At 71.3% G+C, this 21,545-nt stretch carries 15 protein-coding genes; 6 read left to right on the top strand and 9 right to left on the bottom strand.

Translation table 11 applies throughout. The features are described 5' to 3' along the window. Positions 1-63 precede the first annotated feature (63 nt). The gene (locus WME73_RS20155; RefSeq protein WP_437747041.1) at positions 64-555 is read right to left on the bottom strand and encodes a hotdog fold domain-containing protein; all 492 of its coding nucleotides are present in this window, start codon (positions 553-555) and stop codon (positions 64-66) included. 77 nt (positions 556-632) lie between these two features. Then, positions 633-2,318 carry a protein kinase domain-containing protein gene (locus tag WME73_RS20150; protein ID WP_437916780.1) on the bottom strand — a complete coding sequence of 562 codons (1,686 nt, stop codon included), beginning with the start codon at positions 2,316-2,318 and terminating at the stop codon, positions 633-635. Between the two features lie 175 nt (positions 2,319-2,493). Here WME73_RS20150 and WME73_RS20145 point away from each other — a divergent pair, with 175 nt between their 5' ends. Then, positions 2,494-3,750 carry a dicarboxylate/amino acid:cation symporter gene (locus WME73_RS20145; protein WP_437747039.1) on the top strand — a complete coding sequence of 419 codons (1,257 nt, stop codon included), beginning with the start codon at positions 2,494-2,496 and terminating at the stop codon, positions 3,748-3,750. A 375-nt stretch (positions 3,751-4,125) separates the two neighbouring features. Here WME73_RS20145 and WME73_RS20140 read toward each other — a convergent pair whose 3' ends face one another. The 4 genes from WME73_RS20140 to WME73_RS20125 form a co-directional block, all read right to left on the bottom strand. Beyond that, a complete protein-coding gene (locus WME73_RS20140; RefSeq protein ID WP_437747038.1) occupies positions 4,126-4,443 on the bottom strand; it encodes a hypothetical protein in 318 nt (105 codons plus the stop codon). 96 nt (positions 4,444-4,539) lie between these two features. Then, positions 4,540-4,941, bottom strand: coding sequence for an SPW repeat domain-containing protein (locus WME73_RS20135; protein WP_437747037.1), 402 nt, complete (start codon positions 4,939-4,941; stop codon positions 4,540-4,542). Between the two features lie 270 nt (positions 4,942-5,211). Further along, positions 5,212-6,117, bottom strand: a complete 906-nt coding sequence (locus WME73_RS20130; RefSeq protein WP_437916779.1) for a M23 family metallopeptidase — start codon at positions 6,115-6,117, stop codon at positions 5,212-5,214. Positions 6,118-6,489: 372 nt separating this feature from the next. Continuing rightward, positions 6,490-7,944, bottom strand: coding sequence for a DEAD/DEAH box helicase (locus WME73_RS20125; protein WP_437747035.1), 1,455 nt, complete (start codon positions 7,942-7,944; stop codon positions 6,490-6,492). A 660-nt stretch (positions 7,945-8,604) separates the two neighbouring features. Here WME73_RS20125 and WME73_RS20120 point away from each other — a divergent pair. Next, on the top strand, positions 8,605-9,768 hold the full coding sequence (locus WME73_RS20120; RefSeq protein WP_437916778.1) for a hypothetical protein: 1,164 nt from the start codon (positions 8,605-8,607) through the stop codon (positions 9,766-9,768). Between the two features lie 465 nt (positions 9,769-10,233). After that, positions 10,234-13,503, top strand: coding sequence for a UvrD-helicase domain-containing protein (locus tag WME73_RS20115; RefSeq protein ID WP_437916777.1), 3,270 nt, complete (start codon positions 10,234-10,236; stop codon positions 13,501-13,503). Here the strand turns inward: WME73_RS20115 and WME73_RS20110 are convergent. Next, entirely contained in the window at positions 13,500-15,110 is a 1,611-nt protein-coding gene (locus WME73_RS20110; protein WP_437916776.1) for an SEL1-like repeat protein, read from the bottom strand. The two genes, WME73_RS20115 and WME73_RS20110, sit on opposite strands and share 4 nt — an antisense overlap. Before the next feature lie 478 nt (positions 15,111-15,588). Here WME73_RS20110 and mgtE point away from each other — a divergent pair, with 478 nt between their 5' ends. Beyond that, a complete protein-coding gene (mgtE, locus tag WME73_RS20105; RefSeq protein WP_437916775.1) occupies positions 15,589-17,022 on the top strand; it encodes a magnesium transporter in 1,434 nt (477 codons plus the stop codon). 39 nt (positions 17,023-17,061) lie between these two features. Then, complete coding sequence (locus WME73_RS20100; protein WP_437916774.1) at positions 17,062-17,352, top strand: SelT/SelW/SelH family protein; 291 nt, start codon at positions 17,062-17,064, stop codon at positions 17,350-17,352. Positions 17,353-17,382: 30 nt separating this feature from the next. On the opposite strand, the gene WME73_RS20095 is transcribed toward WME73_RS20100, so the two are convergent. Next, positions 17,383-18,375 (bottom strand): serine O-acetyltransferase, encoded by a 993-nt coding sequence (locus tag WME73_RS20095; protein ID WP_437747029.1) that lies wholly within the window; start codon positions 18,373-18,375, stop codon positions 17,383-17,385. 7 nt (positions 18,376-18,382) lie between these two features. Then, positions 18,383-19,375 (bottom strand): cysteine synthase A, encoded by a 993-nt coding sequence (gene cysK, locus WME73_RS20090; protein ID WP_437747028.1) that lies wholly within the window; start codon positions 19,373-19,375, stop codon positions 18,383-18,385. A 762-nt stretch (positions 19,376-20,137) separates the two neighbouring features. Here cysK and WME73_RS20085 point away from each other — a divergent pair. Further along, the gene (locus WME73_RS20085; protein WP_437916773.1) at positions 20,138-21,376 is read left to right on the top strand and encodes a hypothetical protein; all 1,239 of its coding nucleotides are present in this window, start codon (positions 20,138-20,140) and stop codon (positions 21,374-21,376) included. The last annotated feature ends 169 nt before the right edge of the window (positions 21,377-21,545 follow it).

Below are 21,545 nucleotides of genomic sequence, written 5' to 3'. Positions count from 1 at the left end.
GGCCGAAATCGAGCGCCTCCGCCGCAACTGACCGCGCCCGCGCCGCGCGCGAACGCGGCGGCGTCACACCCCCTTGGTCACCCAGGCCCAGACGAACTCGCACTCCATCGGCGATGCGCCGCTCTCGTCGGTCACCGTGACGGCGACCGCCACGTCCCCTTTCGGCTGGTCCAGGAAGGACTGGCGCTGCTCGGGCGTGAGGGTCGCGACCGCGCGGAGGCCGCCTTGGGCGCGGCGTTTGTAGTCGATCTTCATGCTGCGCAGGAGCGGCAGCTTGTCGTCCGGCAGGTTGACGGCGACGACGAAGCCGGTCGCCGTCTCGGCCAGGAGCCCCGCCGCGGCCGCGTGCACTCCGCCGATGTGGTTCCGCACCCTGCGCCCGTTGGCGAGCCGCAGCGCTACCCGATCCGAGCTCACCTCGTCGAACTGGATCCCGGCGGTCCCGGTGAACGGCACCATGCGCTGGAACAGCACGGTCTGCGCGCGCGTGCGCAGGAAGGACGGGAGCGCCTGGAGCGGCGCGAGCGAGCGGGAGATGAAGTTCAGCTGGGACATGGAGCCTCCGAAGGACCGCGAGCTTAGCGCATGTCGGCCCGGCGCCTCGTCAGGCCGTGGGCGGCGCGGCTCCGACGTCAGCGCCGCCGCCGCTGGGGCTTGTTCACCGCGACCGCGGCCTCTTCTTCCGCCCGTTCCGCCCGTTCCGCCGTGGAGCGCGCGGTGTCCGTCTCGACGCGCAGCTTGCCCTGATGGTCCCCCTCCTCCGCCGCGCCGATGCGCTGGCGCGGGGCCGCCGCAGGGCGCCAGTCCTTGCCGATCGCCCTCGCCATGGCCACCTCGTGCCTGCGGCGATGGTGCTCGTGCCACCACTGCATGCGCTCGGCCTCCTCGGCCCAGTCGTCCTCGTGCGCCGTGAACGCGACCAGCCCGTGGATGGCGACGCCGATCGCCCAGCCCAGCGGGATGATCGCCGCCCAGAGCACGACGCCGAGCGGCAAGGCGAGCGTGAGGAGCGCCGCGTTGACGATGAGGTAGACGCCGAGGTGCCGGTAGAAATCGCGGCGCTTGCGCCGGAGCCACGTGGCGCGCTCGGCGGCGGTCGCCACGCTCGACCTCCGCTCCACGTCGTCGCGCTCGTCGCGCTCGTCGCGCTCGTCGCGCTCGCCGCGCTCGCGCGCGCGAAGCGCGCGGCTCGCCTCGCGCAGCGCCTCGGGGCCCACGCCCACCTCCTCCGCCGCGGCGAGCAGGTCGTCGAAGCCGAGGCGCGCGTCGCCCCGCAGGGCGCGCGCCGCGCCTCCGTCGGCGGAGGCCTGGCGCTCGATCGCCTGCGCGAGGACGTCGCGGACCTCCTCGGTCGAGAACCGCTGCGCCGCGGTCTCGCCGCCGCGAGGCGCCTCGCTCCGCTGCGCGCCGGGCGCCTGCGCGGGCGGCGCGGACGTCGCGGCGGCAGGCGCGGCGGGCGCCTCGCCCCTCCCGGCCGCCTCGAGCGCGCGCAGGAGATCGTCCATGGACGCGAACCGATCGTCGGGGCGCTTCGACAGCGCGCGCAGGACGACCGCGCTCACCGCGGGCGGAACGGCGGCGGCGTCGAGCAGGGCGCGGTCGGCCTCGTCGGTGAGGATCGACGCGACGACGGCGAGCATGTCGCCGGCGCCGCGCCAGGGTAGCCTGCCGGTGAGGAGCTCGAAGGCGAGCACGCCCCACGCGAACTGGTCCGCGCGCCCGTCGAGCTCGGCGCCGCGGATCTGCTCCGGGGCCATGTAGACCGGCGTCCCGAGCTTGACGCCGAGCGCGGTCAGCGTCGGCAGCGCAGGGGCCTCGGTGGACGCGTTCGGATCGGCGTCGCCGGCGGCGCGGCGCGCGATGCCGAAGTCGAGCACCTTGATCACCCCGTCGTCCCGGACCATCACGTTCTCCGGCTTGATGTCCCGGTGGACGAGCCCCCGCCGGTGCGCCGCCGCAAGCGCGCGGGCGACGTCGGAGAGCCAGGCGACCCGCGTCGAGGCCGGCGCGTCGGCGCCGCTGATGGCGCTGCGCAGGGTGCGGCCCGGGACGAGCTCCATCACGATGAACGGCGTCCCCTCGAGCTCGCCGACGTCGAAGATCGAGACGGCGTTCGGGTGATCGAGCGCTGCGGCGGCGCGCGCCTCGCGGAGCAGGCGCGCGCCGGCGTCCTCGTCCACGGCGCCGCCCGCGATCACCTTGACCGCGACGCGCCGCCCGAGCCGCGCGTCGTGCGCCCGGTAGACGCAGCCCATCCCCCCCTGCCCGATGGCGGCCTCGATCGTGTACCGCTCGAACGAATCGCCCGGCTTCAGCATTGCCGGCCGGGAGCCTAATGGATCCGCGCGGGCTTGGACAGGCGGCCCTTGGCCCGCGAACGGCGCGTGCGGAGGTCGATCTGTGGCCGCAGGACGCCCCGTCGGCCGTGGAGGGCCCGGGGGCGTGGCGTCAACTCCGCGGATCGCGGCGCCGCGGCTTGTGTAAGGTGGCGCCATGTCATCGCATCGAACGATGCTGCTCGGCGTCGCGGTCGGGGCAGCGGGCGGTCTCACGGCGAACGCTGTCGCGGCAGGGCACCCGGCGCTCACCTGGATCGTCGATCACATCACCTACCCGGTGGGCCAGATCTTCCTGCGCCTGCTGTTCATGCTCGTGCTCCCGATCCTGTTCTCGGCGCTCGTGATGGGCGTCTGCGAGCTCGATCTGAAGCACGTCGGTCGGCTCGGCCTGCGGACGCTGGGCTACACGGCCGTCGTCTCGAGCATCGCGGTGCTGATCGGCCTCGTCCTGGTGAACCTGATCCGCCCGGGCGACGGCCTGCCCGAGGCGGTCCGGAGCCTCGCGCACGGCGGGGGGATCAAGGCGGCGACCGCGCCGGCCGACACCTCGCCGGTGGGGATGATCATCGCGATGGTGCCGGACAACATCTTCAAGGCGGCGGCAGGGGGCGACGTGCTCGCGGTGATCACGTTCTCGCTGCTCTTCGGCATCGCCCTGTCGCTCACGCAGACCGATGGGGCGGCGCGGCTCCGCGAGTGCATCCAGGGGCTGCTCGACGTCTCGATGCGGCTCATCGAGGGGGTGCTCCGGTTCGCGGCGATCGGCGTGGGCGCGCTGCTCTTCACGATCACGTCCCGCATGGGCATCGGCATCATGCAGCAGCTGGCGGCGTACGTGCTCACGGTGCTGCTCGGCCTCGGCCTGCACATGTTCGTTGTCTATTCGCTCTCGGTCCGTTTCCTTGGCGGGATGTCGCCGGTCGCGTTCTTTCGCGGGAGCCGGACGGCGATCGTGACGGCGTTCTCGACCGCCTCGTCGAACGCGACGCTGCCGACCGCGCTGAAGGTCGCCGAGGAGGAGCTGAAGCTGCCGCCGTCCGTGGCGCGCTTCGTGCTGACCGCCGGCGCCGCGATGAACCAGAACGGGACGGCGCTGTTCGAGGGGGTGACCGTGCTCTTCCTGGCCCAGGTCTACGGCGTCTCGCTGAGCTTCGGGCAGCAGGCGACCGTGATGCTCATCTCGGTGCTCGGGGGGATCGGCACGGCGGGGATTCCAGCCGGCTCGCTGCCCGTCATCGCGATGATCCTTGGGATGCTCGGCATCCCGCCCGAGGGGCTCGGCCTGGTCCTCGGGGTGGATCGGTTCCTCGACATGTGCCGGACGGTGATCAACGTGGTGGGGGACCTGGCAGCGGCGGTGTTCGTATCGCGGGATCAGCACCCGAAGCCGCAGGAAGCAGCCGGCGCGTGACTGGACGGGGCGAGCGCCCACGCGCGACGCCTCGCAGCGGAGGCGTCGCGCCCCGCAGGCATGGCTCTCCCCTGGGTCAGTCGTTGCGGAAGATGGAGTAACTCCCTGACCGGATCGGAGCAATGTTGAAGACTTGGAGCGCCGTGTTTTCCTCCACGGGAGCGGACAGGGCTTCGGACGGAGCGGATGGACGGCCAAGCCAAGCAGAGGAACATCCACGATAACGGCAGCCGTCGCTGCCGCCCTGGCCGAAACAGGGCCCGTGAGGCGGGCGCGCTCAGGATGGGAGTCTCGGAGAACAGGCGCCGGAAGGCTGTTCCGTCGCGGTCGAGGTGTGCGCGGAAACAGGGAGCCGGTGGACGGTGCCGCCCTCCATCACTCGAGCGTGAACGTCGCTCCCGTCACCGGATCGCACAGCAAGATCGGCACGTCCTCACCGGCGCTCTTCAAGCGCGCTCGCGCCTCCTCGATCGCCTCGTCCACGGCTGCCTCCGCTGCCTCCTGCGCGGCCTCCCCTGCCCGCTCGCCGCTCGCGCCGAGCTGGGCCGCCCGCTGGTCCTCCTCGGCCCGCTGCGCCCGCTCGCGGTTCGCCTCGGTATCGAGGGCGTCGCTCGTCTCACCGACGGGCACCACCTTCACGAGGAAGTCACCCACCCGCAGGCTCATCGGATCCGGCTTCTTCAGGTCGCTCACGGCGTCTGTCCTCCCGCCACGCATGAGCTTGCCGCAAATCCGCGCGATCCACCACCCCGACCGCCCCGCCGATCGCGAGGCGCACGCGCACGCCCCTCAGGAGAACGACCGGTGCTCCGGCCGGTAACGAGCGCTGGCTGTCGTCGTGGCGTAGGAAGAACGGTAGTCCGTCGCGAGCCAGACCAGGCCGACGGCCACGCCCGACACGAGATAGAAGCTCCTCGCCCCGGGCTCCTCATCGAAGCCGAACAGCCACGGCGCCGCGACGAGGAGCACGGCGACCGTGGCCTCGATCGCTCCGTGGACAGGGAACGGGATGAGCTTCGCGGCGCCCAGCGGGAACGCGGTGAGCAGCGTCATCGCGAGATGTGCGGCGCCCAGGATGTAGCAGAGCGTCTCGGGGAGCCCGCCGAAGCCGAACAGCGAAGGGGCCAGCAGGAACAGGGCCGCAACCGCATAGTCCACAAAGCCATGAGCTCGAGGCGACAGCATCTTCATGACCGACTCCTTGCAAAATCGATGTCCGGATTGATTGCCTTCGTCGGTCCGGAAATTTGCAAGGGGTATGCCGTCCAGAGGCTCGCGGGAGAGAGCTTGTCCTCCCGGCGACCTCGGCGGCCATTCGATCATCCATCGGCCAGGAAAGGAAGATCAGCGGGCGTGCGCCTGGAGGCGCCGGGCGCTTCGACGGCCGAATTCGAGCCACATTTCCGCCCGGGGGAGCTCAACCACGAACGCTCTTCGTGTGGCACATTGCCCCGCCGTGCGTCACTTCGCGGCGGAGACCAGGAGCTCTGGATCGACGCGTGTCTCGAAGAGATTCATGCGCCAGTCGAGGTGCGGTCCGTTCGTGCGGCCGGTCATCCCGACGGTCGCGATGACCTGCCCCTGCTTGACCTCGTCGTTCACCTTCACGGCGAAGCCGTGCAGATGGATGAACGTGGAGGTCAGTCCCTGCCCGTGATCGATGATCACGGTGTGACCGCTCAGCGGGAGGTCCTTCTCGACGAGCACGACCTTGCCGCAGGCAGGCGCGCGCACCGGCGTACCGACGGGCACCGCGATGTCCACGCCCCAGTGGATCCCGCCGTCCGTTCCGTTGAGCAGGCGCGGCTGGCCGTACCGCGAGGTGATGGGGCCCTTGGACGGCCAGATGAAGCCGTTCTTGTAGCAGTTCCTCTTCGTGTACTTGTTCCGGAGCGCGTCGAGCTTCTTCTCGGCCTGCGTGAGCTTCACGCGCGTCGCCATGTCGAGCTTGACCATGTTCTCCGGCAGGTGGTCGACCTTGTCGACCTCGAACTTGCGAGGCTCAACGTCGAAGATCTTCTCGAGCACCTGCCCGTCGTCGAACGTGATGGTCAGCTTCTCCTGCGCTGGCGCGTTGCGCGAGAAGGCGATCAGGAACTCCCCTTCGTCGCTGACGGTCACGCGATGACCGGGGAACGCCATGCGGCGCAGCTTGCCGTTCAGCTTGGCGCGCAGGAGCCCTCCCTGGACGGCGCGCCCTTCCACCGAGAGGCGGCTGTCGTCGGCCGCGGGCGGCCCGGCGTCGGCCGCCGCGCTCGGCGCGGGCGCCGCGGCATCGGCGGTGTCGGCCGCCGCGGGAGCGGCGCTGGCGTCGGGCGCCTCGGCCGGCGCGCTGCTCGCGGAGGCGACCGGGGCGGCGGAGGCCATCGGCGCCGGATCGGCGGAGGCTTGAGCGCCCGTGGTGGACGAGCTCGAAGAAGGAGCACCGCGATCGCAGGCAGCGATCGTGAGCAGGCTTACAACGATGACGGGAACGCGCATAGCGGCGATCGTGCCAGAGTTTCCGCACATCGACGAGATAATGTCGAAGCGCGTCATTCAGGCATGGTCCGGTCGCAAACGACCTGTGCGCCTCGCAGACGACCTGTGCGCCTCGCAGACGACCTGCGCGCCTCGGCGCGGCGCCCTCCCCCCTCGTTGGCGCGCGACGAGCGCCAACGAGCACCGGGCTCGCGACGCCGCGCGCATCAGGCGATGCGCGGCGTGACGGATCGGGCGTGGCGGGCAGCGCGGTGAGGATCAGTTATCGACGCGAGGGGTGTCGTGCCGCGGCTGCGGCCGCGCCGGGGGCTGCGCCTGCGCGGGGGGCTGCGCCTGCGGCCGAGCGTGCCCCTGGGGGTGTGGACGGCCCTGTCCCTGCGGGCGAGCTTGCCCCTGCGGCCGGCCCTGCGCCTGCGGGCGAGCTTGCCCCTGGGGGTGTGGACGGCCCTGTCCCTGCGGCCGGCCCTGTCCCTGCGGGCGAGCTTGCCCCTGGGGGTGTGGACGGCCCTGTCCCTGCGGCCGGCCCTGCGCCTGCGGGCGAGCTTGCCCCTGCGCCTGCGGTGCGGGCCTGGGATCGATCTGGAAGGCGGGAACCCCGGGGTCGGCGAGGAGGGGGAGGCGCTTCTGGATGAGGCGCTCGATGTCGGCGAGATAAGCGCGCTCCTCGCTGTCGCAGAACGAGAGCGCCACCCCGGACGCCCCGGCGCGCGCCGTGCGGCCGATGCGGTGCACGTAGCTCTCCGGGATGTTCGGGAGGTCATAGTTGATCACGTGCGAGATGTCGTCGATGTCGATGCCGCGCGCCGCGATGTCGGTCGCGACGAGCACGCTCGTCGTCCCCTGCTTGAAGCTCGCGAGCGCACGCTCGCGCGCGCCCTGGGACTTGTTCCCATGGATGGCGACCGCCTCGATGCGCGCACGGCTGAGCTGCTGGACCACGCGGTTGGCGCCGTGCTTGGTGCGGGTGAACACGATCGCCCGGCGGAGCGCGGGATCCTTGAGCACGTGCTCCAGCATCGCGCGCTTGTCGGACCGCTCGACGAAGACCACCCGCTGGTCGATGTTCTCGGCCGTCGTGGCGATCCGCGCGACCTCGACGCGCACCGGGCTGCGCAGGATGCTGTTCGCGAGCTTCAGGATGTCCGGCGGCATCGTCGCCGAGAACAGGAGCGTCTGCCGGCGCTCGGGCAGCATCGCGAGCACGCGCCGGATGTCGTGGATGAACCCCATGTCCAGCATCCGATCGGCCTCGTCGAGGACGAGCGTGTCGAGCCGACCGAACGGGGCGAGGCCCTGCGAGCAGAGATCGAGCAGCCGGCCCGGCGTCGCCACGAGCACGTCGACGCCGCGGCGCAGCGCCTCCATCTGGGGGCGCTGCCCCACCCCGCCGAAGACGACCGCGGTCCGCAGGCCGAGGTTCTTGCCGTACGTGGAGAAGCTCTCGGCGACCTGCGCCGCGAGCTCGCGCGTCGGGGTGAGCACGAGCACGCGGAGCCCGCCCTGCCTGGGCCCGCCGCTCTGCGCGAGGCGCTGCAGGATCGGCAGCGCGAACGCGGCGGTCTTGCCCGTGCCGGTCTGCGCGCAACCGAGGAGGTCGTTGCCCTCTAGGATGGGCGGGATGGCCTGCTGCTGGATGGGCGTCGGGGCGCTGTACCCCTCGGCCTCGATGGCGCGGAGAAGCGGTTCGATGAGCTTGAGATCGGCAAATTGCATGGACATCGGGCTGGAATCGGGCTGGAGCACAGCCCCTCCTGAGCAAGGGCGGAAAGTACGCCGCGGCACCGCGCCCTCCTTGTGGAGAGGGTTCGATCACGGAGAGCTGCCGCCTCGCGCCCCCTTGAGCGGAGGCTTGCGAGGACCAATGACAGCGACCGAGCACCGCGACCCGTGCCAGGTCAGTCCGAGGCGGCGACTCTAGTACGGCGTGGTGAGGAAGTCGAGCCGCGACCGCGAGCCAGCAGCGAGCCGTCACGCTTTGCTCACCTTGCTTTGCTTCCGGTTCCGGTTCCGGTTCCGGGGTTGCCTTGGCCCGATCTCGCTTGTCAACGCCCGTTGCGCTGCCGCCGGAGCCGCGATCGCGTCGCTTCGCTCGCGGTGCGCGGAGCGGCCTCCGCGCGCGCGGCGCACCATGCTAGACCGTCGCCCGAGCGGAGGGCCCGCTTCATCGTGCGCTCGCGCTCGCAGGTCGCCCCGCGTCGCCCGCGACCTCCAGCGTCTTCCCGCCCCTTCGAAGCAGCGCACCACGCCATGGCCGAAACCGCCGAAGCCTCGAAAACGCCGGCTCAGGTAGGGCACTCCGCTCCGGAGCGCCCTGTCCTTCGGTTGCCCCGATCCCGGCTTCGGCGCTGGGTTCTCGGTGCCGTCGCGGTCCCGATGCTCTCCGGGGCCGGGTTATGGATCGCGGTGCACCGCATTCCATGGATGGGCCCGCTCGTCGCGAACGGGCTGCGTTCGGTGATCGGGGCCGAGAACGTGACGGCGCTCGAGGGGACCGCCTACGCCCTGGAGGATCGCGTCCACCAGCTCTGGCGCAAGGACGAGCCGCCGAAGACGTACTGGGAGGTGCCCGAGCAGCCGGGCCCTGCCGCGACGGCCTCGCCGCCTTCGGCCGCGACGCCGGGCTCGGCCGCGGGCGGCACCGGCGCGGCGGCGTTTCGGCCGACGGACGTCGGCCCCTCGCACGCGGCCTGGTCGGCTCCCGGCGACGGGCGGTGGGTGCCCATCGCGGATCACGCCCATCCGAGCGACGCGCCGCGCCTCCACAAGACGCTGCTCCACCCGGATCCGAACCGCTCCTGGGCGGAGCTGTTCATCGTGGCGGTGGATCTCGCGCGGGTCGATGTGCACCTCATGGCCGGCTCCCGCGAGCCGGCGGCGACGACCGAGGAGGGCAAGCCCTACGAGCGGCCCGCGAAGATCCCGGAGGCGGACCACGGGCGGCTGCTCGCGGCGTTCAACGGCGGCTTCATGACCGAGCACGGCCAGTGGGGGATGCGGGTCGACGGCGTGACGCTGGTGCGCCCCCGGGACCAGGGCTGCACGCTCGCGCGGCGCCGCGACGGGCGGCTGCAGATCGCGCCATGGACCAGGCTTTCGGCGGGAGAGAGCGACATGCAGTGGTGGCGGCAGACGCCGAGCTGCATGGTCGACGAGGGCGAGCTGCACCCGCTGCTCCGCGCGCCGCAGGTCCGCAACTGGGGCGCCACGCTGGACGGCAACACGGTGATCCGCCGCTCCGCGGTGGGGCTCGACCGCGACGGCAAGGTCCTCTACGTCGGGATCAGCAATCACACGACGGCGCCCGCCATCGCGCTCGGGATGCAGCACGCCGGCGCCTCGGCGGTGGCGCAGCTCGACGTGAACTGGTCGTACCCGAAATTCCTCCTCTACGAGCCGGGTGAGGGCGGCGCCCTCGCGCCGGTGGCGCTGGCGAGCGGCTTCGAGTTCTCGGAAGACGAGTACATCCGCAAGCGCTCCCTGCGCGATTTCTTCTACCTGACCCGCAAGGCCCCGGCGCCCTCGACCGCGACCCCGTGACCTCGTGATGCCTCGCAGCGGCCGGCGGTCCTGTCCGGACCGGGGCTCGCGCCCGCGCGTGTAGGCCCGGGTCGAGCCGCTGTCGAAGGCTCGCGAACGCCTGCCAGCCCGGCGCGGCGGATGCCGGCGCCGGGGTGCGCGCCGGCCGGTCCTCGCCTCGCCGTGCGGCCTCGTGCGGCGCGGTCGGCCCTCACGGCATGAACGTGTCGTCCAGGTGAGCCCGTCGAACCGCATTGCATCGAGCGAGCACCTTTTGCCACACGGGCGAGCCCGTCGAACCGCATTGCATCGAGCGAGCACTTTTTGCCACAGGACAAGGACTCTCACGCATCGCGACGCATTGCGGTCAGCCATCCTCAATTTCCAACCAGAATTTCATCAAGGCTGCTGGTATCCGCGATTGACAGCGCGAGGGAGCTCGATAGGTAACTCGATAGGTAAAACGACACCTCACGGCGGGACACCATGCGTTTCTATGCAGACCTCCATGTGCACTCGAAGTACTCCCGCGCGACGAGCAGCGATTGCGATCTCGCGCATCTGAGCTACTGGGCTCAGCGCAAGGGCATCGCGGTGCTGGGCACGGGGGACTTCACCCATCCAGCGTGGATGGCCGAGCTCCGCGAGCACCTCGTGCCCGCCGAGCCCGGGCTCTTCCGCCTGCGGGACGATCTCGGCCGCGCGGTCTCGGAGCGGCTCCCCGGGGCCTGCCGCGGAGCGACGCGCTTCGTCCTCTCCGTGGAGATCTCGACGATCTACAAGAAGGGAGATCGAACGCGGAAGATCCATCACCTCCTCTACGCGCCCAGCTTCGACGCGGCGGAGCGCATCGTCCGCGCGCTCGCCAAGATCGGCAACCTGACCTCCGACGGGCGGCCCATCCTCGGGCTCGATTCGCGCCACCTGCTCGAGATCGTGCTGGAGGCCGGCGAGGGCTCCTACCTCGTGCCAGCGCACATCTGGACTCCCTGGTTCTCGGTGCTGGGCTCCAAGGCGGGCTTCGACGCGGTCGAGGAGTGTTACGGCGATCTCGCGCCGCACATCTTCGCGCTCGAGACCGGGCTCTCGTCCGATCCTGCGATGAACTGGCGGATCTCCGGGCTCGATCGGTACCGGCTCGTCTCGAGCTCGGACGCGCACTCGCCCGCGAAGCTCGGGCGCGAGGCCACGGCCTTCGACGCCCCGCTCGATTACTTCGCGATCCGGCGCGCCCTGGAGACCGGTCAGGGCTTCGGGGGCACGGTGGAGTTCTTCCCGGAAGAGGGCAAATACCACCTCGACGGCCACCGCAAGTGCAATGTCGTGCTCTCGCCGGCGGAGACGCGGGCGCTCGCCCTCGCCTGCCCCGTGTGCGGGCACCCGGTCACGGTGGGCGTGCTGCACCGGGTCGAGGAGCTCGCCGATCGCGACGAGGGCGTGCGCCCCGAGGGGGCGAGCGAGTTCCGCAACCTGGTGCCGCTGCCCGAGGTGCTGGCCGAGCTCCACGGCGTGGGCGCCTCCAGCAAGGCGGTGCAGCGGAGCTACGACGGGGTGCTGTCGCGCATCGGCCCCGAGCTGTTCCTCCTCGGCGACGCGCCGATCGACGAGATCGAGCGCGCCGGCACGCCCCTGCTCGCCGAGGCGATCGCGCGGATGCGCGAAGGGCGCGTGATCCGCGACGCGGGCTACGACGGCGAGTACGGCGCGATCCGGGTCTTCCAGCCGGAGGAGCTCGCGCAGCGCCGGGGGGGCGGGCTCCTCTTCCAGCCGGAGGCCGCGGCGCCGCAGCCGCCTCCCTCGGGGGCGCGCGCTCCCGCGGCGTCGCGCCCCCCTCCGCGCCGCGGCCGGGCCGACGCGGCGCCTCGCCCGGCGCCGGCCGGCGAGGTGTCCCGCGGCGCGCCGCCTGCGCCGGGCGGCGCAGCGCCGCTCGACGCGCTCGACCCGGAGCAGCGGGCCGCGGCGGAGATCACGGACGGCGCGCTGCTCCTCCTCGCGGGGCCAGGCACAGGCAAGACCCGCACGCTCACGCACCGGATCGCGCACCTCGTCCTCGATCTCGGGGTGCCGCCGGAGCAGTGCCTCGCGATCACCTTCACCCGCCGCGCCGCCGACGAGCTGCGGGAGCGGCTCGGCGCGCTGCTCGGCGAGGCCGGCGGCCGCGTGCCCGCCATGACCTTCCACGCGCTCGGCCTCTCCCTGCTCCGCGAGCACGCGCAGGGCGCGGGGGCCGCGCCGCCCGCGATCGCCGGCGAGCGCGAGCGGACGGCGCTGCTCGCCGCGGCGCTCGGCGTCCCGGACCGCCGGGCGGCCAGGTTGCTCGCCGACATCGCCGCGCTGAAGCGGCGCTGCCCGCGCCACGCCGACGCGCACGGGCCGCCGGCCGCGGGCGGCGAGATCGACCGCCACGTCGATCGCGCGTGGAAGGTGTACGAGGACGAGCTCGCCGCGCGCGGGCTCCTCGACCTCGACGACCTGATCGGGCACGCCGTCCTGCTCCTGGAGCAGCAGAGCGGAGCGCTCGCCGCGGCGCGCGAGCGGGCCCGGTATCTCTCCATCGACGAGTACCAGGACATCGATGAGCGCCAGTACCGGCTGATACGCGCGCTCGTCGCTCCGGGCGGGAACGTCTGCGCCATCGGCGATCCCGATCAGGCGATCTACGGATTCCGCGGCGCGGACGTGGGCTTCTTCTTCCGTTTCCAGCAAGATTTCCCGGCGGCGCGCGTGGTGCGCTTGAAGCGGAACTACCGCTCGTCGCGCCCCATCGTCGAGGCGGCGCTCCAGGTGATCGCGCCCTCACCGACGCTCGGCGCGCGGGAGCTCCTGCCCAGCGCGGGCGGCGTGGAGCTCGTGGCGGTCCACGAGTCGCCGACAGAAGCCGCCGAAGCCGAGCGCGTGGTCCACACGATCGAGCGGATGCTCGGAGGGTCCACGTTCTTCTCGATGGATAGCGGGCGGGTGAGCGATCCTGCCGGGAGCGGCGACTATTCCTTCTCGGATTTCGCGGTGCTCTACCGGACCGAGGCGCAGTCCGAGCGGCTCCGGGAAGCGTTCGCCCGCTCGGGGATGCCTTTCCAGCGGCGCTCGGATCGCCGCCTCGCCGAGCGCGCGGGCTCGGAGGCGCTCGCGCGGGCGCTCGCCGGCGCACCGCCGGGGCCGCTCGCGGCGCGCCTCAAGGCGGCCGCGGCGCGCCTCCGCGAGGAGGTGGCGCAGCCCGGGCTCGCCGGCGCTCCGCCCGCGGCGGGCGCGGCCGAGGAGGGCGCGGCGTGCGCGGCGGTCCTCGGCGAGGCCGACGTGGACGCGGCGCTGGAGCTGCACCTCGCGCTCGCGGAGCGCTGCGGCGGCGACGTCGATCGCTTCTTGATCGAGCTCGCGGTGTGCTCCGAGATCGACGCGTGGGATCCGCGGGCCGACCGCATCTCGCTGCTGACGCTCCACGCGGCCAAGGGCCTCGAGTTCCGGGTGGTCTTCCTCGTGGGGTGCGAGGACGGCCTGCTCCCGCTCCGGTTCCCCGGCAGGGACGAGACGGACGTCGCCGAGGAGCGCCGGCTCTTTTATGTGGGCATGACGCGGGCGCGAGAGCGGTTGTTCCTGACCCGGTCCATGCAGCGCGCGCGGCACGGCAAGGTGGTTGAGACCGAGGTGTCGCCGTTCATACGCGAGGTGGAGGAGCGGCTGCTCCTTCGGACCGGCCCGTCGCCCGAGGCGCAGAGGGGATCACGCGCCGGGGCCGATCGTCAGATGAAGCTATTTTAGCGCGGCGCGCCGCCGAGCCGCTTCTGGGCCGCGCACGCCGCCTTGTCCTGCGTCCGCACGCACTGGTCTGCGTAGAAGGTCCGAGCCCGCTCCTTGTCCTTGCGCTCCAGGAGCGGCCCGAACGCGTCACACGCCTTCTTCTCTCCCCACTGCGTGCAGGCCCTCTCGTAGAGCGAGTAGGCCCGCTCCGGATCGGCGGTCACGCCTTCGCCGCGCTGCCAGATCTCGGCGGCCCGCACGCAGCCGCCGGTGCCGCACACCTTCTCGTAGAGCGCCGCGGCGCGCGGCATGTCCTTCGGAATGCCGTTCCCCTTCTCGTACATCCCGGCGAGGCTCAAGCACGCCTCGGCCCCGAACCCCTTCTCCGGACAGCCCTTCTCGAAGAACGAATACGCCTTCGCGACGTCCTTCGGAACGCCGTCGCCCTGCGCGTAGACCGAGCCGGCGGCGTTGCAGGCGCGCATGTCCCCCAGGCTGCAACCGTGGCTGTACGCCGCGATCGCCTTCACCCCGTCCTTCGGCGCGCCCTGCCCCTTGCGCAGGATGTCGCCGAGATCGATGCAGTCCTCGGACTGGCCGCCCTGGCACGCGCGCTGGAGCACGCCCACGGCGACCCCCACGTCCTTCGCCGCGAGCTTCCCCTCGACCAGCATCTTGCCCAGCGCGCTGCAGCTCGGCCCGTGCCCGAGATCGCAGCCGCGCCGGAGGAACGCGACCGCGCGCGTCGGGTCCTTCGGGAGGACCGCCTGCGGGCCTTCGCTGAGGTACCACTCGGCCACGCTGAAGCACGCCCAGCCGTCGCCCATCTCGCACGCCTTGTCGGCGAACTCTCGCACCTTGGCCCGCCCCGCGGCGTCCGGGGGGACCTTGGCGCTCTTCATGTCGCGCAGGAGCTGCTTCGCCCTCGCGTAGCAGGCCTGCGTGACGCCGGCGCCGCACGCCTTCTCGAACAGCTCCGCCGCCCTCGCGTCATCGCGCGGGAAATCCTTGCCGCCCAGGTACTGAATCCCGAGGTGATAGCAGCTGCCGACATCGCCCTTCCCGCACTCCGCCGCGCAGGATCGGGCGTCGGTGGGCTCGCACAGGTGCGCGGGCGCGAGCGCAGGCGGGGAGCACTTCGCCCCGCTCGGCACCGTGCCGAGCGGGCACAGGCTCGACAGCTTCGGGAACTCGTCTTCCCTCTGCTTCACCGGAGCCTCGGCCGCCGCCGCCCTCTTCGCGAGCAGCGGGACGAGCTCCAGGCGCAGCGGCGCATGGCAGCGCTCCGTCGGCGCCTGCGCGTCGGGCTTCGCGGCCCGGCAGGCGTCGATCTCCCCTTCCTTGCTCGTGGTGCCGCCCTGGCCCGCCGTCGCGGCCGCCCCGAAGACCTGATCCACCGTCCGCACCGTGCCCCGGCTGCCCGGCGCCATCGCGAAGGCCCCGAGGAGCGCGGCGCGCACGAAGTGCGTCGCGCCCTCGCAGCTGCCCGAGAGATCCTGCGCGGAGGAGGAGGCCACCGTGGTCGCCATCTTCCCCGTCGGCACGAGCGCCACGTCGATCGCGGCCGAGCCGCCGCCTTCGATCGCGGTGCTCAGCGCCGGGGCCCCGAACGGGACGTTCGCCTGCATCTCCGCAGGGTTTGTTAATTGTATTACTTTTTCTGCCCGGGTCACGCCAGCGAAGGAGTAGCTCCCTGGGAGCTTGCACTGCGTGAGGAGCTTCAGCGTCGTGCAGTCGTAGGAGACGACGGCGATGCCGTCTTTCATCGCGAGCCCGAGATCGGAGCGGCGTGTCGTGAGCCAGTCGACGATGAGCGGCTCCGCGTGGCCGATGGCCGGACACCCGCCGCCGGTCATGCTGGCGGTGCTCTCCGGCGAGACAGTGGGCCGGGGAGGATGCACGACCACCTCGGGTTCCAGGCCCGGTCCACAGGCCATCGCTCCGAGCGAGAGCCCAACCACGCACAAATCGAACGCGCGCTTCATCGGGCCGACAGAACCATGAGCCATGGGGTCCGGTCAATACGGCGAGCGCGACCGCACGCGGCCTACGACCGGCCGCGCGGACCCGGGCTATGCTCGGCGCGCCCCCGCGCCCGGAGCCGCCATGAGCACGCCCAGGTCCCAGGAGAAACTGCAAGAGAGCCTGAGCCTGGTGACTACCCTGCTCCAAAAGCAACGCGTCATCGAGACGCTGACCCACAAGCAGGAGAGCAGGAACAAAGAGCTCGTCGAGGCGCTGGTCCACCGGCAAAATCTCGCCCTGCTGCAGAGGAAGCTCAGGGATCTGCACCCGGCGGACCTCGCCCACATCATCGAGGTGCTCCCGCAGGCGGATCGCCTTGTGGTGTGGGCTGAGCTCGAGCCCTACCGCGCCGCACAGGTGCTGCTCGAGTCCTCGCGGTCGGTCCGCGACTGGCTCGTCGCGGAGACGGAGCGCCCTCGCCTCGTCGCGCTGCTCGGCCAGCTCGATCCGGACGATCTGGCGTACATCAGCGAGTCGGTCGATCCGGAGATCGTGGCGGAGGTGTACCTGTCGCTCGACGCGCGCGAGCAGTCGCTCTTCCAGTCGACGATCGCGTACCCGGACGGCTCTGTGGGCCACCTGATGAGTCCGGAGCTCGTCTCGGTGCGCGACGGCCGGGACCTCGGCGGCGCGCTGGAGGACGTGCGCCGGCGGGGCGAGCTGCCGCCGCACACCGAGGCGCTGTTCGTTGTCGACGCGCGCAACGTGCTCCGCGGCGCGCTGTCGCTCAAGGACCTGCTGCTCCGCGAGCCGCGCGCGCAGGTGAGCGCGGTCATGTCCACGGACGTGGTGAGCTTCACGCCCCAGGAGCGCGCGAGCGACGCGGCCAGGGCCTTCGAGCGTTACGACCTCATCGCCGCGCCGGTGGTGGACGAGCGCGGCAAGCTCGTCGGCCGGCTGACGGTGGATGTGATGATGGACTTCCTGCGGCGGCAAGCCCAGAGCGAGGCGCTCTTGCGCGCAGGCCTCGCGGGAGAGGAGGACTATTTCGCGCCCCCGTGGACGAGCGCGAAGAACCGCTGGCTCTGGCTCTTCGTCAACCTGCTCACGGCATTCCTGGCCTCGCGGGTCATCGGCATCTTCGAGAGCACCATTCAGGATCTCGTGGCGCTGGCAGCGCTGATGCCCATCGTGGCGAGCGTCGGCGGCAACACGGGCAATCAGACGGTGGCGCTCGTGATCCGCGGCCTCGCGCTCGACCGGCTGACGCGGGCGAACACGGGGCACCTCCTGAAGAAAGAACTCTTCGTCGGCCTGATGAACGGCGCCGTCTGGGGCACGCTCGTGGGGCTCGCGGCCGCCGCCCTCTACGGCAGCGTCCCGCTCGGTCTGGTGATGGCCGCGGCCATCCTGCTGAACCTCGTGGTGGCGGCGATGGTCGGGTGCGCGGTGCCGCTCGTGCTCCAGCGCCTGGGCCGCGATCCGGCCCAGGGGTCGAGCGTCCTGCTCACGTTCACCACGGACAGCATGGGCTTCTTCATCTTCCTCGGGCTCGCCAGGGCGTTCCTCGTCTGAGCCTGCCCCCGCGCCGCGCGCTCGCGCTACGATCCTGGCATGGACGCCGCCCCCGCCCCGCAACGGCCGCTCGTCGCGATCCGGTATTGCCCCAAGTGCCGCTGGCTCACGCGCGCGGCCTGGCTCGCTCAGGAGCTGCTGATCACCTTCCCTGACGAGATCGACGTGCTCCTGTCGCCGGGCGAGAGCGGCGTCTTCGACATCACGCTCGACGGCGCGCCGCTCTTCTCGCGCGCCGTCGAAGGGCGCTTCCCCGAGCCCAAGGAGCTCAAGCAGGCGATCCGCGACCGCGTCGCCCCGGAGCGCCCTCTCGGCCACTCCGATCGATGAGACGCCCGCTCTGATGAGGAGAGCGCCGCTCTAGATGTCGAAGTCGAGGATGCTGTCCAGATCGGAGGCGCCGACGGCGGGCGTGCCATGGGGCGGCGACGCGACGCGCAGCCTCGGCGCCTCGAGCGCGACGCGCTGGCCGCCGGCGACGCTCTTCGTGAGGAACACCGAGCCGCCCACCACGCTCCCCTGCCCCAGCACCGTCTTGCCGCCGAGGACCGTGGCGTTCGCGTAGATGGTGACGTTGTCCTCCACGGTGGGGTGGCGCTTCAGGCCGCGCGCGCCCCGCGAGTGCTGCGGCAAGGAGAGGGCGCCCAGCGTCACGCCCTGGTAGAGCTTGACGTGCTCGCCGATGTCGGTCGTCTCGCCGATCACGACGCCGGTGGCATGATCGATGAAGAAGCTGTCACCGATGTTGGCGCCTGGGTGGATGTCGGCGCCCGTCCTCGTGTGCGCCCACTCGCTCATGATCCGGGGCATGAGCGGCACGCCGAGGAGGTACAGCTCGTGCGCGACCCGGTGCACCGTCACGGCGAGGAGGCCTGGATAGGCCAGGATGATCTCGTCCATCGAGGCCGCCGCCGGATCGCCGTCGTAGGCCGCCTGCACGTCGAGCAGGAGGCGCCGCCGGACCTCCGGCAGCCGGGCGATGAACAGCCGCGCCACGTCGCGCCCCCGCTGCCGGCACTTCGGGACGTCGAGGCGGCCCGCGTCGACGGTCTCGTCCTGGAAGCACAGACAGCGCTCGATCTGTCGCTCCAGCTTGTCCCGCAGGGTCGAGACCAGGGTGCCCACGTGGTAGAGCAGGTCCTCGTCCGACAGGTCCTGCCGCCCGTGATAGCCCGGGTAGAAGACCTGGAGCAGGAGATCGATGATCTCGGTGATCTCCTGGCGCGACGGGGTGAAGCGCTTGTTGATGTGATGCCCGCGCGCGTCCTCCCGGTAGCTCGCGATCAGCGCGTCGACGATGCCGTGCAGGTCGGCCGTCGCTTCGGAGAGGGCTGCATCACACTTCTTGCTCACGTCGACCTCACGAGGCCTTCATGGCCTCGACCTCGGAGAACATTCCTTCGAAGAGGGGCCCAGAGAGGTACCGCTCGCCGGTGTCCGGGAGGATGACCACGATGGTCTTTCCTTCCCACTTCGGATCCTTCGCGAGCCGGCCCGCCGCGACCATGGCCGCGCCGCAGGAGACGCCGCAGAGGATGCCCTCCTCGGACGCGAGGCGCCGCGCCATGGCGATGGACTCGTCGTTCGAGACCGCCTCGACCTGGTCCACGAAGGAGAGGTCGAGGTTCTTCGGGACGAAGCCGGCGCCGATGCCCTGGATCTTGTGCGGGGACGGGGTGAGCGGCTGGCCGGCGAGCGTCTGCGAGATGACCGGCGAGTGGACCGGCTCCACCGCGACGGAGTGGAGGGCGCGGCCGCGGCCGCGCTCGAAGTAGCGGCTGACGCCGGTGATCGTGCCGCCGGTGCCCACGCCCGAGACGAGGACGTCGACGTTGCCGCCGGTGTCGTCCCAGATCTCGGGGCCGGTGGTGGTCTCGTGGATCGCGGGGTTCGCCGGGTTCTCGAACTGCCGCATCAGCACGTACCGGCCGGGGTCGGAGGCGGCCAGCTCCTCGGCCTTGGCGATGGCGCCGTTCATCCCCTTGGGGCCCGGCGTCAGGAGCAGCTTGGCCCCGAGGGCGATGAGCACCTTGCGCCGCTCCATGCTCATCGTCTCGGGCATGCTGAGCACGCACTCGATCCCCCTCGAGGCGGCGGCGAAGGCCAGGGCGATGCCGGTGTTGCCGCTGGTCGCCTCGACGATCGCCTTGCCAGGGCCGAGCACGCCCCGCTGCTCGGCGTCCCAGACCATGGCCGCGCCGATGCGGCACTTGACCGAGTACGCCGGGTTGCGCCCCTCGATCTTCGCCAGCACCGTCGCGCGCGCGCCTTCGATCACGCGGCGGATGCGCACGAGCGGCGTGCGGCCGATGCTCTGGGTGTTGTCGTCGTACACGCGGGGGAAGCTGGTCATGGGTGGCCCGTGCGGGTGAGTGGGGAGGAAAGAGGAGATCCAGAGGCGCCCCGCGCTGTCAAGGTCCACGTGCGCCCCGCCTCGGTCGCGCCGTATTTCCAGAGGCAGCGCGGCGTCGTCCGTCGCTGACGTCGGGGCGACGCATGCCGCGCCAGCTCGCCCGGCGGGCGCGCGCCGCGCTCAGCGCGCCCCCTCGTCGGTGAGCCGTTGGACGTGCAACGGTTCACCGAGGGGGCCGGCGAGACACCCCGGCGCATGGAGGTCAGTCGGTCTATGAGCGGTCGTGCGGTGGATGGCGCGAAGTCGATTACGCGCTCCACGCGAAGCGCAGGAGCCAACCAGATCATCCTCGGAGGGCGGACTGGCCTGCTCCGGCAGGGCCTCGACCGCACCGCGCCGGCGCTCGGGTGTCCCGAGTTCCGATGAGGCACAGGGGATGACGCAGCGCGACCAAGGTGGCGGTGATAGCGGCCAATTCATGAGAGATTTTGCCGGAGCGCGTCATTTCCTGATCTGCTGGCGCTTGAACATTCACGTCGTACCACGCCGTGCCACGTCGGAGCACCGACGACTCAGAGGTGCTCACGAATCCCGGAACCACGGTGGCTACGTGCGCAAGCAAGGTGCTTCCCTGGGCAAACGATGAACCACCATGGGACTACGTCGGACCAGGTCCACTTCCTTGACGCATGCGCATGCGAACCTATCATGTAGAATTTTAGCTCTTGCCATGAGTGGCATAGGCCTCGCATCATCGCTGACATGTTCCCCGCTGAGCCCCCTTGCGCGGAGGTCCAACTGCCCCACGACGAGGATGAGACCACTTTAATTTTCCGTCGTCCGCCTGCGTCGATTGGGGGCATGGCGATGCCGTTCGAATCGCCGGCTCCGGTCATGGCATCTCCGACGCGGCGTTCCACGTCGCGCTTGATCGCGTTGAGCGCGGGCGCCGGCCTGGGCTTCGCGGCGGTGGTGGGCGGGCTCGTCTCGATGCAGCTCGGCGCGGCGGGCTTCGATCTCCGCGCGGGCTCGGCGCTCCAGCCTGCCGCGGCCGCCGCGGCCATCCTGCGCTCGACGGGGGTGGCGGCGCGGGTCGAGGTGAAGGCCGAAGCGGCCGCGCCGCTCCAGGCAACGCCAGCAACGGCGGCGCCGGCCCTCGCTGCCGCGGATCGCGCCGACGCGACGCTCGATCGAACGGCGGTGATCCCCATCCCCGACGGGATCATCACCATCCCCGCGTCCTTCGCCTCGGCAGATGGAGCGTACGATCTGGTGATCCACTTCCATGGGGTCAACGACGTCGTGCAGGCGGGGTTCGATCGCGCCCGGCTCAACGCGGTTGTGATGATCATCAATCTGGGCATCAGCTCTGGCGCGTATGAGACCCAGTTCTCGATCCGCTCCTATCTCCCGGCGTTGATGGCGAAGGCGCAGGTGGCGCTCGAGGCCCGTGGGCTGCGCGACGCCCGGCTCCGGCGCGTCGCGCTCTCGGCGTTCAGCGCCGGGTATGGCGCGGTTCGCGGGCTCCTGAACCAGCCGGGGTTCACCGACAAGGTGGACGCCGTGCTGCTCCTGGACGGCATCCACACCGGCTACATGCCGCTCGACCGCAGCCTTGACATGGAGCGCCTCAAGCCGTTCAGCCGCTTCGCCGAGCTGGCGGCCGCCGGCAAGAAGCTGATGTCGATCACCCATTCGGAGATCACCCCGAACGGCGATTACGCCGGTACTCACGAGAGCACGGACGCTCTCCTCAAGCTCACGGGCGCACAGCGCTCCCCGGGCGCCGGCGCAGACGAGCAGGCGATCTACGACCTGACCGGGGAGGCGAGCGAGGCGAAGCTCCGGTTCGCCCCCCTGTCCGAGGCGCACAGGGGCGCGTTCCACGTCCGCGGCTATCCGGGCACCCAGAAGCCAGATCACGTGAGGCACCTCACCCGCATGGCGGAGACCGCGCTGCCTGATCTGGTGCGCTACTGGAGCGAGCCGCCCGCGCAATGACGGGTCGCGTGTCGGGGGCGCGCGCGCCGCCGGTACGGAGAAGCGTATTACGGAGACCGGGGCGTCTTCATTTGAGAATTCGTCGCGGTGCGGCCTTGGGTGGATAGAGTGCGAGTGCCGGTGAGAAAGCCGGTCAGCGGATCCCGCTGATCTGCGATTGGCCCTGGCT

Origin of the sequence: Sorangium sp. So ce302 (assembly GCF_051530145.1) — a bacterium.
In the GTDB taxonomy this organism is placed as follows: domain Bacteria; phylum Myxococcota_A; class Polyangia; order Polyangiales; family Polyangiaceae; genus Sorangium; species Sorangium cellulosum_B.
This window is presented reverse-complemented; position numbering and strand designations above follow the sequence as displayed.